The 16305-nt window shown below is 38.5% G+C and carries 11 protein-coding genes; 8 read left to right on the forward strand and 3 right to left on the reverse strand.

Annotated features, from left to right (window positions below):
* The first annotated feature begins 595 nt into the window (after window positions 1–595).
* Together L0Z67_RS04885 and L0Z67_RS04890 are read left to right on the forward strand one after the other, a co-directional pair.
* Window positions 596–1672: a GTP pyrophosphokinase family protein gene (locus tag L0Z67_RS04885; RefSeq protein WP_405128515.1), complete on the forward strand. Its 1077-nt coding sequence runs from the start codon at window positions 596–598 to the stop codon at window positions 1670–1672.
* A 657-nt stretch (window positions 1673–2329) separates the two neighbouring features.
* Window positions 2330–4288 carry an ATP-binding protein gene (locus tag L0Z67_RS04890; RefSeq protein ID WP_405128516.1) on the forward strand — a complete coding sequence of 653 codons (1959 nt, stop codon included), beginning with the start codon at window positions 2330–2332 and terminating at the stop codon, window positions 4286–4288.
* Between the two features lie 170 nt (window positions 4289–4458).
* On the opposite strand, the gene L0Z67_RS04895 is transcribed toward L0Z67_RS04890, so the two are convergent.
* The gene (locus L0Z67_RS04895) at window positions 4459–5148 is read right to left on the reverse strand and encodes an esterase/lipase family protein (protein ID WP_405128517.1); all 690 of its coding nucleotides are present in this window, start codon (window positions 5146–5148) and stop codon (window positions 4459–4461) included.
* Between the two features lie 311 nt (window positions 5149–5459).
* Between L0Z67_RS04895 and bla the strand changes: the two genes are divergently transcribed.
* The 6 genes from bla to L0Z67_RS04925 all read left to right on the forward strand — a co-directional run bounded on the left by bla (window position 5460) and on the right by L0Z67_RS04925 (window position 14441).
* Window positions 5460–6218 (forward strand): subclass B1 metallo-beta-lactamase, encoded by a 759-nt coding sequence (gene bla / locus L0Z67_RS04900; protein WP_405128518.1) that lies wholly within the window; start codon window positions 5460–5462, stop codon window positions 6216–6218.
* A 220-nt stretch (window positions 6219–6438) separates the two neighbouring features.
* Window positions 6439–9129, forward strand: a complete 2691-nt coding sequence (locus L0Z67_RS04905; RefSeq protein ID WP_405128519.1) for a TonB-dependent receptor — start codon at window positions 6439–6441, stop codon at window positions 9127–9129.
* 65 nt (window positions 9130–9194) lie between these two features.
* Window positions 9195–9971: a family 16 glycosylhydrolase gene (locus L0Z67_RS04910; RefSeq protein WP_062570378.1), complete on the forward strand. Its 777-nt coding sequence runs from the start codon at window positions 9195–9197 to the stop codon at window positions 9969–9971.
* Between the two features lie 37 nt (window positions 9972–10008).
* Window positions 10009–12540: a glycoside hydrolase family 3 N-terminal domain-containing protein gene (locus L0Z67_RS04915; RefSeq protein WP_405128520.1), complete on the forward strand. Its 2532-nt coding sequence runs from the start codon at window positions 10009–10011 to the stop codon at window positions 12538–12540.
* 129 nt (window positions 12541–12669) lie between these two features.
* On the forward strand, window positions 12670–13656 hold the full coding sequence (locus L0Z67_RS04920; protein WP_405128521.1) for a sensor histidine kinase: 987 nt from the start codon (window positions 12670–12672) through the stop codon (window positions 13654–13656).
* Window positions 13653–14441, forward strand: coding sequence for a LytR/AlgR family response regulator transcription factor (locus L0Z67_RS04925; RefSeq protein ID WP_405128522.1), 789 nt, complete (start codon window positions 13653–13655; stop codon window positions 14439–14441). The genes L0Z67_RS04920 and L0Z67_RS04925 overlap by 4 nt, the downstream gene beginning before the upstream one ends.
* Before the next feature lie 64 nt (window positions 14442–14505).
* On the opposite strand, the gene L0Z67_RS04930 is transcribed toward L0Z67_RS04925, so the two are convergent.
* The gene (locus tag L0Z67_RS04930; RefSeq protein ID WP_062570381.1) at window positions 14506–15162 is read right to left on the reverse strand and encodes a LysE family translocator; all 657 of its coding nucleotides are present in this window, start codon (window positions 15160–15162) and stop codon (window positions 14506–14508) included.
* Window positions 15163–15203: 41 nt separating this feature from the next.
* Window positions 15204–15977 carry a bifunctional 2-polyprenyl-6-hydroxyphenol methylase/3-demethylubiquinol 3-O-methyltransferase UbiG gene (locus tag L0Z67_RS04935; RefSeq protein ID WP_062570382.1) on the reverse strand — a complete coding sequence of 258 codons (774 nt, stop codon included), beginning with the start codon at window positions 15975–15977 and terminating at the stop codon, window positions 15204–15206.
* Window positions 15978–16305 lie beyond the last annotated feature (328 nt).

Raw genomic sequence — 16305 nt, forward strand, 5'->3', positions numbered from 1 at the left:
TGAAGCGGTATAGAGAGGAGTTCCCAACTTGAATGTCCCAAACTAAGTAATAAAAACTGTAAAATGTAAGCATAGTTTCCAACTAGATATGATTTAGCATTTATCGTAACTTGTTGAATTATTTAGGGTGTAGGTTTCCAACTAGATCTGTCGTGATCATGATTAAATTCAAATGCCAAAAAGCCGTTGCAGCAATGTAACGGCTTTTTTTGTTGGAAAACAGTTATCAGCTTGTAGGTTGGGAAGAGCGGAGCGAAACCCAACAAGTTAGCGAGTTGCGAGGAGAAAGGGGAAAGATACGAGTTTCGAGATGCGAGTTGTAGGAGGCGTTTTAACGCCGAAAAAGAGTTATTAGATATCAGTCGTCAGAAGTTAGGTTAAAACAAAGAGCTGTAAGCTTTAAGCCATAAGTTTATAGTTTGATTGTGCCCGCACATTGTTAAGCCTAACTCCGATAACGTAGGCGTGAAATTTTTTTCGCGCGAAGAAGATAGAGTAAAGACAAAAAGCAGGACTTGTGCCCATGTGTTTGATATTGCTTGACTAACAGATGCATGGTATACCTTGTTGAGTTAATGAAAGAAAAGGATATTTCATGCCATCACTTGATTTTGAATCCGAAAGGCAAGTATTTAAAGAGTTTTATGATGATAATCATGGTGTTATAGAAGGAGCGAAAACTTCATTCATCACCCTCCTCAACTCACTAATTCGAAGCTCAGAAAATCTTCCTCTTTCTAAAATAGAGGGGAGAGTTAAAGATCGTGACGAATGCATCAAAAAGTTTAACTTGAAGTATAGAACTGAATTAGAAAGTGCTGACACGGTGTATGAAATAAAAGATCATATTACTGATCTAATAGGGGTTCGTGTCGTTTGCTTATATGAAGATGATATTAAAAGAATAAAAGATTTGCTTTGTGTGCATTTCGAAGTTATCGATATTACGGATAAAATAGCTCAGATAGAAAAGACCGAAAATTCCTTTGGTTACAAAGGTCTACACTTAGATTTAAAACTAAATGATATTAGGAGTGGTCTGCCTGAATACTCTAAATTTAAAGACTTTAGTTTCGAAGTACAAATAAGAACTATTATTCAAGATTCTTGGAGCGTTTTAGATCATAAGATCAAATATAAAAAGTCAATCCCAAATGAATTAAAGCGCAGAATAAATTCTCTTGCTGCACTGTTTGAAGTAGCTGATAGAGAGTTTAGAGAAATTAGATCTGCCACTGAAGAAAGTTTGAAGGCTGAAGATGTTTCTCAAGAGCAAATTAAAGCTGAGTCGGATCAAATCCAAAGTGGTGAAGTATGCACTCAATCTTCAACACACACTTTAAATGCATTCAGCTTTTTAAAAATTGCGAATCATTTCTTTAATGGGTATGAATTTGAGCCTCATAAAGTTGATGGTTTTACTGCTGAAATCGTCATGTTAAAGCCAACTCTAACAAGGGGAAAGTTTAATTACTTTATGAGAGAAAATATTGCTAAAGTTAAAAAATATAAAGAATATTTTGAGGCTGAGTTTCCAGCTGATTCTTTAAATCCATATACAATAATAAGACATTGCTTATATTTAGGCGATAAATCAATTTTCTTAAAACTACTCACAAAACAAGCTTCAGAAACTTTTGAAAAATGGCTAAGCGATAATCCACAGCATTAATCACTAAATGCTAAATACTTTTAATCAAAATAACCCACTTAATTCAAATGCAAAAAGCCATTGCAGCAATGCAACGGCTTTTTTGTCCATTGAAGAAAAAAGGGTAAAGTTAAGAGTTGCAAGTTGTAGGTGGTGTGATCTGACGCTGAATTACAAAGGAGTTTGTAGGTTAGGTATTTGCCGAGGGAAATCCAACGTTTGGAGCCATCAGCTTTCGACCGTAAAATTGAGAGCAAAAGAGCTTTAAGTCATAAATTTGGGTTAGTCTGTGCTCTCCCAATGCTAATATCAAACCCGCTACCGTAGCCGTGAAATTTATTTCGCGCGAGTTAGTTAGGTTAAAGTCAATAAGCAGACCTGCCACTTGGTTTGAACTCTAGAATTTTTGTATGAAATCTATTAGTGCGGTCATGTAATGTAAGCTAGTAACCCATCTTAAGAACAAAACTCTTTATACTACCAGTATATTTCTACAAACGAGAGTCGTTAAATTTGGTATGTTATTTATTCCTGTAGTTGTTATATTGTTGATATAAAAAAATTGCTTAACTAAGAGTCATAAATTATTTTTCAATTTATCATGTAATCGAAAGTTAAAGAGGTAACTATATAGAACTCTTTGAATTTGGAGTCAGAAAATAGAAAAGGGAAAGTTGAATGGATGAGCTAGGACATACTGGAAACACATTAGAGACTTCATTTGGTGAACGTTTTATAGATGATTACTTAGGTCCCAAGATGTCATCTGATCCCGTTACAGCAATAGTCGAGCTTATTGCCAATTCTTGGGATGCTGGCGCCAGAAAGGTGATTATCGAATGGCCTAACAATAGTGTTGAAAAATTCTCTATCACTGATGACGGTCATGGAATGACAGAAGAGCAGTTCTCTAGACGGTGGACTCAATTAAATTACAATCGACGCAATGATCAAGGAGTGAATGCTGAAATCCCTGAAGATAATAATATAAAAAATACTAGAAGGGCATACGGTAGAAATGGTAAGGGGCGTTTTTCAGCGTTTTGTTTTGGTAAGAAAAGTTATTTTATTGAAACTTTGAGAGATGGCCAATATAGCTGCTTTCAAGTCAAGCTGTCCTCTGGAAATCAACCATTTAGTTATGAAAAAATTGCTAGTCCGATATTAAAAAAAGTTAAAAATGCCAAGCATGGAACTTCTGTTTATGTTGAAGAACTTAAGCATATAGGGTTAACAGAAGAGCGTGTTCGATCAGAGATAGGATTGCGCTTTTTGACAGACCCAGACTTTATCGTTGAGCTTAATGGGAAAAAGGTTGAGTTTAATGATATCGACAGTCAAAAAGTTACGGATCTATTTTTTAAGTTTGATGATACTGAAGTATTAATTAAGGCTATACAAACGGAGAGATCTGATAAGACATCGCAACAACATGGGGTAGCATGGCACGCTAATAATAGATTAATTGGTGAATGCAATTGGCATGGGTTAAGAAAAGATAATATTTTGGACGGTCGTTTTGCTTATGCTAAGCAATACACATTTATAGTGGATGCGTCTGTTATAGCAGATGAAATAAAAGCAGATTGGTCTGGATTTAATGACACTAGTTATGTTTTAGATTTTTACGATATTGCAAAAAAAACCATTGTAGAACATTTAAATAGTCTCACATCGGTTAAGAGAAAATTAACTTCCGACAGGCTAAGAGAGAATAATAGAGAAACTTTGAATAAAACTGGATTAATTGGAGTTAGTCGGTGGAATGCTTTTATAGAACAAGTTCAAGTCACTTGCCCCAAAATATCCGAGTCGGAATTAGAAGCTCTCGCCAGTATTTTAGCAAATTTGGAAGCATCTACATTCCAATATTCTTTGATCCATCGCTTAAATGAGTGTTCTACTAATGATCTTGATAGTTTGAACATGCTGTTAAATGATTGGAACGTCAGTTCAGCAAAGGCTGTATTAGACGAGATTAAGGCGCGACTTACATTAATTCAAAGTATCCGGGAAAAGGTACACAAGCCTAACACACTTGAAGTCCAAGAACTTCAACCTCTTTTTAAGAAGGGACTCTGGATATTTGGACCAGAGTTTGAATCGATTGAATTTTCATCTAATGAGGGGATGACGAAAGTTATTAAAAAATTATGTAAAGTTGATGAACAAGGTAGTAAAAATCGACCAGACTTTGTTGTGTTGCCTGATAGCTCTGTAGGATTGTACGGGCGCTATGAATATGATGATGACGGCTTTGAGAACGGTATTAAAAAAGTAGTCATCGTAGAGCTAAAAAAACCATCCATTCCTCTTGGTGAAGAAGAAAAAGGGCAATGTTGGAAGTATGCAAAAGAGCTATTTGATAAAGGTGCAATTCTTCCTGATGCAAAAGTAACCTGCTACCTTCTAGGCGAGATTATTCAGCCTCAGGAATCGGGAACAGATACTAAAAAGGATGGGCAAGTCCAAATAGTCCCATTAATTTTTGATACTGTTTTAAAAAGAGCTGAATCTCGTTTATTAAATCTTCATAAGCATGTAAAAAAAGCACCTTTTTTAGACCAGAGTGAGATTCAAAGCTTTTTAAATGAAAATACAGTACAACTAAATTTACAAAGCACTTTAGGAATTTAATTCTTAATATTAAATATATTTTGGAGAACCAAGGGGGCAGGTCCTTCTGCCTAACCCCTTTACCAACCCACAACCAACACTATGCTGTTAGCACCTAGCACCTAGCACCTAGCACCTAGCACCACTCTTACGCGATATAAAATCGTTGCTACAATCTCGCTTACTTGCATCTACTGAATCAAACTCACTTGTCTTACATACGTATCGGTTTGCAAACCAAAGTGGCCGAGAACGTAGGTGTAGGTGGCATTTTCATTCCATAATCGACTGCTGTGAATGCCGTACACATAGCAAGTGCCAGTTGAGCAGACGATTTGATCAGAGTAGCTCTTTATGGAGTACACTTTATCGCCTAATGCTTCTCCATAAATACTATTTAATAATGGGTTGCCAACCGACAAGCCATAGTAACCACATGTGTTATTCCACACATTATATGGGTAAACACCACAACTAAGCAGGCCGCGCGTGGCACCTGCAACACCAACAAAGGTATCCACATCTGATGCCATTGCTAACTTATAAATTTGCTGGGCTGCGAGTGTAACACCCATTGAATGGCCGATAATATCAATTTTACCTGTGCAAGATTGGTTGATTGCAGTAAGAATGGCGTTACGTACGGGCGTTTCTTCACTGCCGTTATGATCGTTGCAACTCGCGCAAGATTTAGAGCCCCAATCTGGGGTGAAAATTTCACTGTCGACATACCCTTTTCGTTTTAATTCGTTGATTGTGTTATTCCAACTTGAAGGGGAGGCAGTATTACCATGTACCAGTACAACGTTATCTCTACATGCTGCAAAAGCAGTTGTGATCATACCTGTGCATAGCGCAATCATCGTTAATAAGCGTTTCATTGTGGGTTCTCATGTTTAACATTTTATTTACAGGGTATGAAGTTTAAACAGGGCTGGATATAGTACTTTCGTGCAGCAATACTATTTAGTATTGTGCAATGTAGAACGTTATATTTTGTTAGCAACGAGCTTAGTTATAGTAGAGCAAAACCCCACTAATAGGGGTTATCACCTTTTAGATGACAGGCACAGATTAACAACAAAAGCTAGCGAGTTAGAAAAGGGAAAGTCGTTTTTTATAATTACTATTCCTATTTTTTAATAGCTTTACGTATAATTTATTTTTAGTATCTTTATAAGGACAATCAGGAATGGTCACGGGAGTTAGGCGCGTCGTCAGTGTTTTTTTCTTTTTAATGTTATTAGTCAATTGTTATGCTGGTTTCGCGCATAGTAATAGTGTTAACCAAATCAGCATCACACAATTAGCAGATGGTGTGTGGCTGCATACAACTTATTATACCTACCCAGATGGTACTCGATTCCCTTCAAATGGCTTAATTGTGAAAGAAGGGGATAGTTTAACTCTTATCGATACAGCGTGGGGTGAATTACTCACCTTAGAGCTACTTGAGGCTATTAACTCAGAAATAAAATTGCCAGTAAGTAAAGCATTTGTCACCCATGCCCATGGCGATAGAGCTGCTGGAGTAGATGTGCTTGAGTCGAAGGGAATCAAGGTTTTTGCCCATCCTTTAACTGTTCAGCTAACGACAGAGCAAGGGGCAGCGGTTCCAAACAATATCATCAGTGAACTTGAAGAAGCGGGCTCAGTTGTTAAATTTGGCTCACTTGAGCTATTTTTTCCAGGGGCAGGGCATGCAATGGACAATGTTATGGCATGGTTACCTGATAAAAGAATTTTATTTGGTGGCTGCGCTGTTCGAGCACTTCAATCATCGTCTGTTGGTAATGTAGTACATGGCGATGTACATTCTTGGCTTAAAATAACAAAGCAATTAAAAAGGAAATTTAAAAGTGCAGCGATTGTTGTACCCGGTCATGGTCGCGTTGGCGGGTATGACTTGCTCTCACATACGGAAAAGTTAATAACAGAACGTCTAAAATAGCCAGTCATTATTACGATTGCGGCTTTAGATTTACTCAGCACATTCTAAGGTCGCTTGCGCCTAAAAGTTTTTAGCACTGAACTCAAAAGCAGCTTAAATTCGCTTTGTATTATTTGAAACTCGTCTTGCCGAATTTGACTAGCATTGAAAAATGAACCTGCAGATACTGTTAAATTAAAGTAAATACTTTTAAATTTGAACACACATCTAAAGGTTGAATATGCACACAATAAATAAAAAGGCATTAGCAGTTGCTGTCGCTTTAGCTTGCTCATTCCCTGTATATGCACAAAACGAAAATCAGCAGGATACTGATAGCAAAACAGCAAAAGAACCGCAAAGTGGCTTAGAAATCATTTCTGTTACGGCAACAAAACGTAAAACTAAATTAATGGAAACTCCCGTAGCGATTACGGCACTAACAGAAGCTGAGCTTAAAAAAAATGGGGTTAATAATATTAAGGATATTGCTAACCTTGTTCCTAGTCTTGATATTTCAACAGCAACAGACCAGTCTGCACCTGTTATTTCAATGCGTGGTGTACGCTCTACCAACCTCACAGAGCTTGGTGACCCTGCGGTTGGTGTGCATTTAGACGGTGTGTATTCACCTAGAATGCAAGGTGCGCTTGCACTTATGTACGATATTGACCGTGTTGAAGCATTACGTGGTCCGCAAGGGACTTTATTTGGCCGAAACTCCACGGTCGGTAGTATCAACGTTATATCTGCAAAGCCGCAATTTGAAAACGTCTTTGGTAACGTCAATGTTGAAGCTGGTAAGTACAACAGTAAAAACATTGATGGCATGATTAATATTCCTATTAATGAGGAATTTGCAGTTCGTTTTGCCGCTAAAGGTTTAAAACGTGATTCCTATTTAGAAGGCTACTATGACCCTAACCAATACGATACTCGCAGACTCTCTGATGATGTATTGAATGCCCCTGTAATATCTGAAGACTCTTATCAAGGTGTGGGCCAAACGGTTACTCAAAGAGAAAACTGGTGGATTGACGGCGCGGGTACAGACCCTGAAGCACAAAAAGTTCGTGCGTTAACACCTGCCGATAAAAGTGATTTTTATAATAATGCCGATGAGTATTCATTTCGTATCAGTACACTTTGGGAGCCATTAAATGGTAATTTCTCAAACCATACGGTTTTCCAAAAATACATAAACAACAGCAGCAATAATCTTGATTTAGTTAATTGTGATAAGTTAAGAGGACGCCCAGTTGAAATGGGAGGCGATTGCGCAAACTTCTTGCCAAGTGATAACACTTATCAGGCGGTTGTGAATGTTCCTGGACAATTAGATTTGGACATCACATATCTTCGCAACACGTTAAATTATAACCTAAATGATAAATACAATATTGTGTGGTTGATGGGTTATGAAGACATGGAGAGAGAGTCAGCACAAGACAGTGAAGTGGGCCTTGATCCTTGGGATGGTGCTACTTACTTCCTAGACGGTACAGGGGCTGAATCGTTTTCAACAGAGCTTCAACTTCAATCCGATGAGTACGGTGACTTTATATGGATTGTAGGTGCTAATTACTTCCACGAAAAAACCACAACGGTGGGTTATTACGATAACCCGATGGATGATAAAGCATTTTGGGATCAACCCGATCGCTCAACGGATGCATTTGCCATCTTTGGACAAGGAACTTATAAATTAACAGAAAAATTGCATGCAACTTTGGGCTATCGTTTTAGTGATGAAACAAAGCAAGATAAAGGCGGTAGAACTTATCGTTGCTCAAATGCAGATGGCTGTACTGTTGGTTGGTTAAATAGAACAGAGTTAAATAACCTTCCAGTCGACTATTATGAAGATCCATCTATATATGCGTCTTATTTTGAAAACGACAATAAAGGAAGCTGGCAGCACCATGATTTCCGTATTGGTTTAGACTATGACATTTCATCAGAAACCATGCTCTATGCATACTTAGCGAGTGGCTTTAAAGCGGGTGGTATTGGTGATGTGTATGAAGTGGTTAACGATAGAACCGGTGATGTTACACGATTCGAAACGAAGTTTGACCCAGAAGAAGTACTGACTTGGGAGCTAGGTGCTAAATCAAGCTTTTTTGATAACTCGCTGAACTTAAAAGCTGCTTTTTTCTACACAGACTATACCGATATGCAGTATGCATCAGTTGGTTCGATTGGTAATGTTGAACGCTTATCAGTTGTGGAAGATGACAACGGAACACCGATTTTAGATGATAATGGCGAGCCTCTTCTTGATTATCAAAATCAACCCGTTATAGCGTATTACACGCAGAACGTTCCCGCGTCGACGATTAAAGGTATTGAATTCGAGTTTGATTGGAAGCCATATCCAAATGGTCGTATTACAGGTTACGTAACTTGGACTGATGCTAAAATTACGGAAGATTGGAATACCAAGTGGGACTATGACTCAGAATATTTATTCGATATCTCTTATGAAGAATCAAAAGACCCAGAAAACACGTTGTTAGCCACTAACCTCAAGGGTAACAATCTAGCAATGACACCTAAATACACTGCGAATATTAGTTATACGCATACGTTCAATTTAGGTGAATATGGCTTTATTCATGGCTGGTTTAACGCAAGTTGGAAAGACAAATCCTATTCAACGGTATGGAACCTAGATAAGCATTTAGATGATATGGATTTTGCCGTTTCTGATGAAGCGACAAAGTATATCGATGACAGCCGAGATGCCTTCGCGGTATATAATGCTTCTTTGAAGTATGAGCCGCAAAGTCAAACATGGTATGCGGAGCTGTTCATTAATAACGCTTCTGATGAGACCATTCAATACTGGAACAACACAAGTAAAGGTATACCAAAAGGAAGTTTTGGCATGCCAAGATACTATGGTGTTAGAGCCGGTTTCTCATTTTAACCCTACCACTAGATGCCCTCATTTTGCTTAGCAATTTGGGGGCGAACCAGATATGAGGCAAAAAAATGAAAAAAAATTGGCTACATATATCAATTTTCTGTATTGCATTTTTATCCCCTAGTTTAAGTGCTAACTACTTTAAAGATAACTTCGCTTGGGGTTATAACACTAGTATTTGGACGGCACGACAAGGGGATAATGGCACGCCATTTGGGTGTACTTTTCAGCCTAATATGCTAAGCCCCAGTGAAAATGGTTTAACACTGTCGTTATCGCAGGGCAGATGCTCAGAGTTACAAAGTAATCAGTTTTATAGTTATGGCAAAGTACAAGGACGTTTAAAGTCAGGAAATATTGCGGGTACGGTTTCATCTATATTCACTTACACATCATGGTGGGATAGCCCAGGCCGAGCATGGCAAGAAATCGATATTGAGCTGCTCCCCTCACTTGGTAATGTTGTGCATACAAATATTATCTATCAGCCGCAAGGCGGAGTATATCAGAGCTGGGAAAAGGACATCGATTTAAGTCAATATGGTCTCGATTATCGTGAAAACCTGCTCATGATAGGCTTTGATTGGTCTAGCAGTGTTATTCGTTGGTATCTTTATGATGCCAATGGCCAAGAGCAAACTATTCGTACCGTGTATAAAGATAATGGTGATGGTGTGCTCACACATAATGAGATACCTGCGTACGCTTGGCCTGTTGATAACACCAAAATCATGATTAATCACTGGCACGGCGATAATTCACAAGAAGCCAATTACTTTCCTGGGCAATATTATGGTGCTTCATCTTGGGTATATTATGATTTTATTGAATACATACCTAACTAACTATTTATTTTTCAACGTGTTGTATTATAGGTTTTAAATGTCTAGATTTAAATTTTCAGCGTTATTATTAAGCCCATTCGTTCTTGTTGGGCTTGTCTATAGTCATCTTTCACATGCCATCGGCAGTGAACAGGTAAACTGGCCCGATGTAAATACTAAACTCAAGCAAGACCCTGCTGTTGAAACGCAAATTGATGAGCTCATTGAAACAATGACAATTGAGCAAAAAGTAGCGCAAATGATTCAACCTGAAATAGGCTATTTAAGTGTCGAACAGATGCGCAAGTATGGCTTTGGATCGTACTTGAATGGTGGTAATACCGCGCCTTATGGTAATAAACGAGCCTCGATGAAACAGTGGCTTCAATACGCAGACGAAATGTATCAGGCGTCTGTAGATGCATCATTAGATGGGGCTGCAATCCCGACTATTTGGGGCACAGATGCGATGCATGGACACAGCAATGTGTATGGAGCTACGTTATTTCCACATAATATCGGTTTAGGTGCAACCAGAGATAAAGAGCTCATTAAACGCATCGGTCAAGCGACAGCAAAAGAAGTTGCTGCAACCGGAATAGAATGGAGTTTTGCGCCTACTGTCGCAGTAGTCAGAGACGATCGGTGGGGTAGAACATATGAAAGCTACTCTGAGAACCCTGATTTAGTTAAAGATTACGCAGGCGAAATGGTTGTGGGTATTCAGGGAAACATCAACAATAATTTCTTAACAGGAACAAATCGGATTGCAACAGCAAAGCACTTTGTTGGTGATGGTGGAACTGAGCGTGGTATAGACCGTGGTAACACCATTATTGATGAAAAGGGATTGAGAGACATTCATAGCCCGGGCTATTTTTCAGCGATCAATGAAGGGGTTCAGTCAGTTATGGCGTCCTTTAATAGTTGGAATGGTCAACGTGTGCACGGTGATAAGTATTTACTGACCGAGGTACTTAAAAAGCAAATGGGCTTTGATGGCTTTGTTGTTAGCGACTGGAATGCCCATAAATTCGTTGAAGGCTGTGACTTAGAGCAATGTGCCGCTGCTATTAATGCCGGTGTCGATGTTATTATGGTCCCAGAGCACTTTGAGGCCTTTTATCATAATACGGTTGCGCAAGTGAAAGAGGGGATTATCTCTGAAGAAAGAATTAATGATGCTGTTCGACGCTTTTTGAGAGCGAAAATTCGATGGGGAGCTTTCTCAAGAGGTAAACCATCAAGCCGATCTGAATCTCAGCATCCTGAATGGTTAGGTGCTGCTGAGCACCGTGAGCTCGCTAGAGAAGCGGTTCGTAAATCATTAGTGTTACTAAAAAATAATGACCAAATACTCCCTATTAAAGCAACAAGCAAGATATTGGTTGCTGGCGAGGGTGCCGATAATATTGCAAAGCAAGCGGGTGGTTGGAGCGTTTCATGGCAAGGTACAGACAATACCAATGATGATTTCCCTAATGCAACGTCAATTTATAACGGTTTGAAGAAGCAAGTTGAAAAAGCTGGTGGGCAAATTGAACTAAATGAAGCCGGAAACTACTCGGTCAAACCTGATGTAGCGATTGTAGTTATAGGTGAAGAGCCTTATGCAGAGTGGTTTGGTGATATCGAATATCTTGAATATCAGCATAAAACAAAAGCAGATCTAGCATTATTGAAAAAATTAAAAGCTGATGGTATTGCGGTTGTTACTGTATTTTTGAGCGGTAGGCCACTTTGGATAAATAAAGAACTCAATGCATCTGATGCATTTGTTGCTGCATGGTTACCCGGCTCTGAAGGTGAGGGCGTGGCAGATGTTTTATTGACAGATGCGAAGGGTAACACTCAGTTCGATTTCTCTGGTAAATTAAGCTTTTCATGGCCAAAGTATGATACGCAATACACATTAAACCTAGGTGACAAAACGTATGATCCATTGTTTGCTTATGATTATGGATTAACTTATCAAGATACGGTTAATGTGCCTTTATTAAGTGAAGATACAACACCTAAAAAGGTGGCGAGTGATGACGCTAAGCCTTTATTTGTAAGAGGACTTTCAGAGTACTTAGTGTGGGAACTTAAAGATGCAAAAACAGCAGCCACTGAAACCACAGGCTCTTCTGCAACCAGTGGTGATGGTGCTAGTTTGTTAATGCAATCAGTTAACTTGTCTTATCAGGAAGATGCAAGGCAGTTCATTTGGCGAGCAGGAGCGAAGAAAGCCACTTTGAGCTTAAGCTATCAGCAGCCTGAAGTGCTCAGTGATGCAAGTAAGTCAGCTATTCTTGAACTAAAAATGAGAATTAACACTGCGCCAAGTAATCAGGCTCAATTGCAAGTAATGTGTAATGAAGGAAATTGCTTGCGCAACATTAAGTTTGCATCAATAGAAGCCTTGATGAATGATAAGAAATGGCATACGTTAGCGATACCGTTAAATTGTCCATCTGCGTTAAATAATATAACCAAGGTGACTGAGGTGTTAAATGTTTCAGCAAAGGCTGCCAGCTTAGCTGTTGCGGATATAGCACTGACTAGTAAACCAAATGCAGATGCTTATTTACTCTCATGCTCTGACTAAATCTTAGTAAAGCTGATGGGCAAGTAATGTTTATCAGCTTTACCTTATGGATTGAATAATTTGAATACTAGTAACCCCCGCGGCCACTTATTTTGGCTGTTTCAGATATGTGGTTGGGTTGTTTACGCAATGCTAACCGAGTTAATGATTAAAGTACCAAGTGATGAGCCTTGGACTATCCATATCCCGCATTTGATTATTGACACAGCTTGCGGGTTTCTAATTACCCTTATCCTTAGAAAACTATTCGCCTCTATCAATTTTATTGAGCTAAAGCTGAAGATTGCGCTTCATATTTTCGTTGTCATAATCGCGACGTTAATTTGGACGCAAATAAAGTGGATAACACTTCAGTGGTTTTATGGAAACTTATGGCAACCAATGACATGGTTTGATTTTGGCACATGGACATCGGCGTCATTAACGGTTCTTTCAACGTGGACCGCGTTTTATTATGGGATTAAGATTTATTTAGATAATTTAGAGCAAACGCAAAAAGCAGCAGAAGCCACACATTTAGCTAAAGAGTCACAATTAAAAATGCTGCGCTACCAGCTAAACCCCCATTTCATGTTCAATAGTATCAATGCAATTTGTACATTGATTTTGAAGAAAGAAAGTTTAGAGGCTGTAAAAATGCTTGAAAAACTGTGTGACCTTTTACGGCACAGTTTATATACAGATCCACTGGAAAAAGTAACAATTAAAGAAGAAATCGGCATTCTTAGCAATTATCTAGACATAGAAAAGTGCCGGTTTACAGACAAGCTGGTTGTTGATATTTCTGTGGCAGATGATTGTAACGAGTTGCTAATCCCATCTATGTTGATTCAACCTCTTGTAGAAAATGCATTAAAACATGGCATGCGTTCAAACCAGTCAATGTGTATCACCATTGCGATAGAAAAAACAAAGAGCTATTTAAATATAAAAGTGTCTGATACTGGCAAGGGATTTGGTGATGAAAGCACCAACAAAAGAGGGATTGGATTAGCAAATTGTGAGCAACGTCTAAAGTTAATGTATGGAAAGTCACACCGATTAGAAAAGGGCAACTTAAGCGAAGGTGGTGCTTGGGTATGTATAACCTTACCAATAAGTGGTCACAATAAATGATAAAACTAAACACGATACTGGTTGATGATGAATACAGTGCTGTCGAAGGGTTACGTATTCGGCTCGAACAATTTCCTGAAATCAATATTGTTGGGAGTGCATGCAGTGTTGACGATGCTATTGAACTCATAAACAATAATGAAATTGACTTAATTTTTTTAGACATCGAAATGCCCACTAAATCAGGCTTTGAATTGATAAAGTATTTTCAACCCGAAGCATGTCCAGCGGTCATCTTTGTCACTGCTTTTCACCAACATGCAGTACAAGCTTTTGAAGTTAGAGCTATTGATTATTTATTAAAACCAGTGAAACTAGACAGGCTTGCAGAAGCTATAGAAAGAGTGGTCAGTAACGTAAAGCTATTTCAAAAAAGTGAGTTGATAGCGCTCGAGCAAGCAGTGAGTAACAAAGCTGAGCATCACAAACATTCTGTCAATCAGTCAGAGTATAATTTTGATAGTGATCACTTGGTGATCCGAGACGCTAAAAATCCGATTCAAATAATTTCATTCACCGATATTCTTTGGATTGATGCAGCTGGTGACTATATGTGTGTGCATACTGCAGCCGAAACCCATGTTATGAGAGCAAGGTTGAAAGAGCTTGAAAGCAATATGCTACCAGAGGCATTTTTGCGGATCCATAAGTCGACCATTGTCAATTTAACTTACGTAAGACAGCTTGAGCCACTTCGTAACTCTGAATATATGGCAACGTTAACAACAGGTAAAACATTAAAAGTAAGCCGAACTTATAGTAAGCAATTAAAAAAGCTCATATAAGGAGACGGGTGCTGCTTTACAATTAAGGGTTATAAACAGCACCTTACTGTGGCTAATTTTAGTATTACTGTTTAGACCAAACTGATTTTAAAATGTTAAACCCTATGGCACCGAGTAAGACACCCGTTACTTTATCAATATAAAATGCCGCTCTAATGAACTTTTGTCTGATAGTATTTTTTGACAGCATATAAATAATTGCCACATCCCATAAGAAGACCACTAAGGTCATCCACACGCCTAAAAGCACTTTAAAGCTAATACTGACCTCAGGTGTCAGTGCAACAGTGAATAGGCTCAAATAAAATAATAAGTTTTTAGGGTTTAATATGCCTGAAAGAAACCCAGTCACAAATTCCTTGCAAAAGCATGACAACGAAAACTCAGTTGATGTCTTCGTGTTTGTGGAGAAATTAGCATAGGCATTTTTAGGTGCTTTTAATGCGTGATAGGCTATATACATCAAAAATAAGCCACCAATAACTTTGAGTGTCATCATCAAGCCAATAGATGCAGATAATATGGCACCAACGCCAATAAGGCACAGGGCAATATACACTGCGTTAGCTGTTGCTATACCAAGTGCTACGCCTATGGCGTTCTTTTGATTGCCTTTTAATGCACTTTTTACAACCAAGACAAAATCAGGCCCAGGACTAAGTAATGCAAGAAAATGTGCAGCTGCAACTGAGACAAATATACTGATTAAGCTAATATCCATAAATTCCCCTGAGAATGGTGAAACGCGAAGAATGGCTCATTTTAAAGGTGCTTCCTCGCTTTAATTGAAAAAATAAGAGGGACTTGATGCCCTCTATGAAGTAATTGATACCCCTTATCAGACACGTACTCTAAGCCTTCAAAACAGTCATATGGGCTAAATGGGTACTCGTTGAATGACTCTATCGTTAAACCTGCCTGAATGAGCGCGTTTATAATGTCACTAATTGAGTGGCTCCATGTCACTGTTTTCGACAGAGTGCCGTCACAATTCTCGGTATAGGTGCCTTCTTCTTCAATCGTTGGGGCAGTGTCATGAAAATAAGAATAACCATTTAATAATTCATTGAAAGAATGAAATTCTATTAGGTAAAACTCTCCACCTTTTTGTAAAGAGTTAGCGATTACGTTAGCCCACTTACTTAAATTGGGTAACCAGTTTAGGACACCATAAGAGGTATAAACAATATCAAACAGATGCGTGTTGATAGTGCTAAAACTATATACATCACTTGCTATGAATGTTGCTTCTATATTTAAGCTTTGTTTGAGCTTATTTGCGTACTCAATTGCTGTAGGCGATAAATCAACGCCGGTTACACGTGCGCCAAGTCGCGCCCAAGAGAGCGTGTCTTGACCAAAATGGCATTGTAAATGTAGGAGTGATTTATTTTTCACATCAGCGAGTAGGGCCAGTTCAATCGGGTTAAGAGAGTTTGTTCCACTTTTAAACATGGGTAGGTTGTAAAAAGTAGATTGGGTATGAAGGGCAGTTCTTTTATTCCACGTATCTCTATTTACTTTAATATAATCCATTTGCTCGCTATCCAATCAATTTTCTATTTGGCATATCCTTAGAGCCGCAGCAATGCCTAATAGAAATAATAATATATTATATTTTAAGCAACCATAAGCCTTTAGTCATACTTAGAACTAAGCTGACTAACGCCCTTCTGGTGCATCGAAATCACCCTATTAGAAAGTATGGTTTGTAGTTTCGTCATGGCGGTTTAAAAATGAAGAGCTTTGTTTTAGCACGTAATTGCAAGTCTAAAGCCTGCCCTTAACGGGAGAGTCAATCATTACCTGAAGAACAGTTTGGTATAATTTTTATACTTTATTAGGTCTGTGACCCACAAACAAA

Source organism: Pseudoalteromonas sp. PB2-1, from assembly GCF_045040605.1.
Lineage (GTDB): Bacteria > Pseudomonadota > Gammaproteobacteria > Enterobacterales > Alteromonadaceae > Pseudoalteromonas > Pseudoalteromonas arabiensis.

Coding starts and splice junctions, on each gene's coding strand:
- L0Z67_RS04930 (WP_062570381.1), bottom strand. CDS start 15,162: ATGGATATTAGCTTAATCAGTATATTTGTCTCAGTTGCAGCTGCACAT.
- L0Z67_RS04935 (WP_062570382.1), bottom strand. CDS start 15,977: ATGGATTATATTAAAGTAAATAGAGATACGTGGAATAAAAGAACTGCC.
- L0Z67_RS04885 (WP_405128515.1), top strand. CDS start 596: ATGCCATCACTTGATTTTGAATCCGAAAGGCAAGTATTTAAAGAGTTT.
- L0Z67_RS04895 (WP_405128517.1), bottom strand. CDS start 5,148: ATGAAACGCTTATTAACGATGATTGCGCTATGCACAGGTATGATCACA.
- L0Z67_RS04905 (WP_405128519.1), top strand. CDS start 6,439: ATGCACACAATAAATAAAAAGGCATTAGCAGTTGCTGTCGCTTTAGCT.
- L0Z67_RS04915 (WP_405128520.1), top strand. CDS start 10,009: ATGTCTAGATTTAAATTTTCAGCGTTATTATTAAGCCCATTCGTTCTT.
- L0Z67_RS04920 (WP_405128521.1), top strand. CDS start 12,670: ATGCTAACCGAGTTAATGATTAAAGTACCAAGTGATGAGCCTTGGACT.
- bla (WP_405128518.1), top strand. CDS start 5,460: ATGGTCACGGGAGTTAGGCGCGTCGTCAGTGTTTTTTTCTTTTTAATG.
- L0Z67_RS04910 (WP_062570378.1), top strand. CDS start 9,195: ATGAAAAAAAATTGGCTACATATATCAATTTTCTGTATTGCATTTTTA.
- L0Z67_RS04925 (WP_405128522.1), top strand. CDS start 13,653: ATGATAAAACTAAACACGATACTGGTTGATGATGAATACAGTGCTGTC.
- L0Z67_RS04890 (WP_405128516.1), top strand. CDS start 2,330: ATGGATGAGCTAGGACATACTGGAAACACATTAGAGACTTCATTTGGT.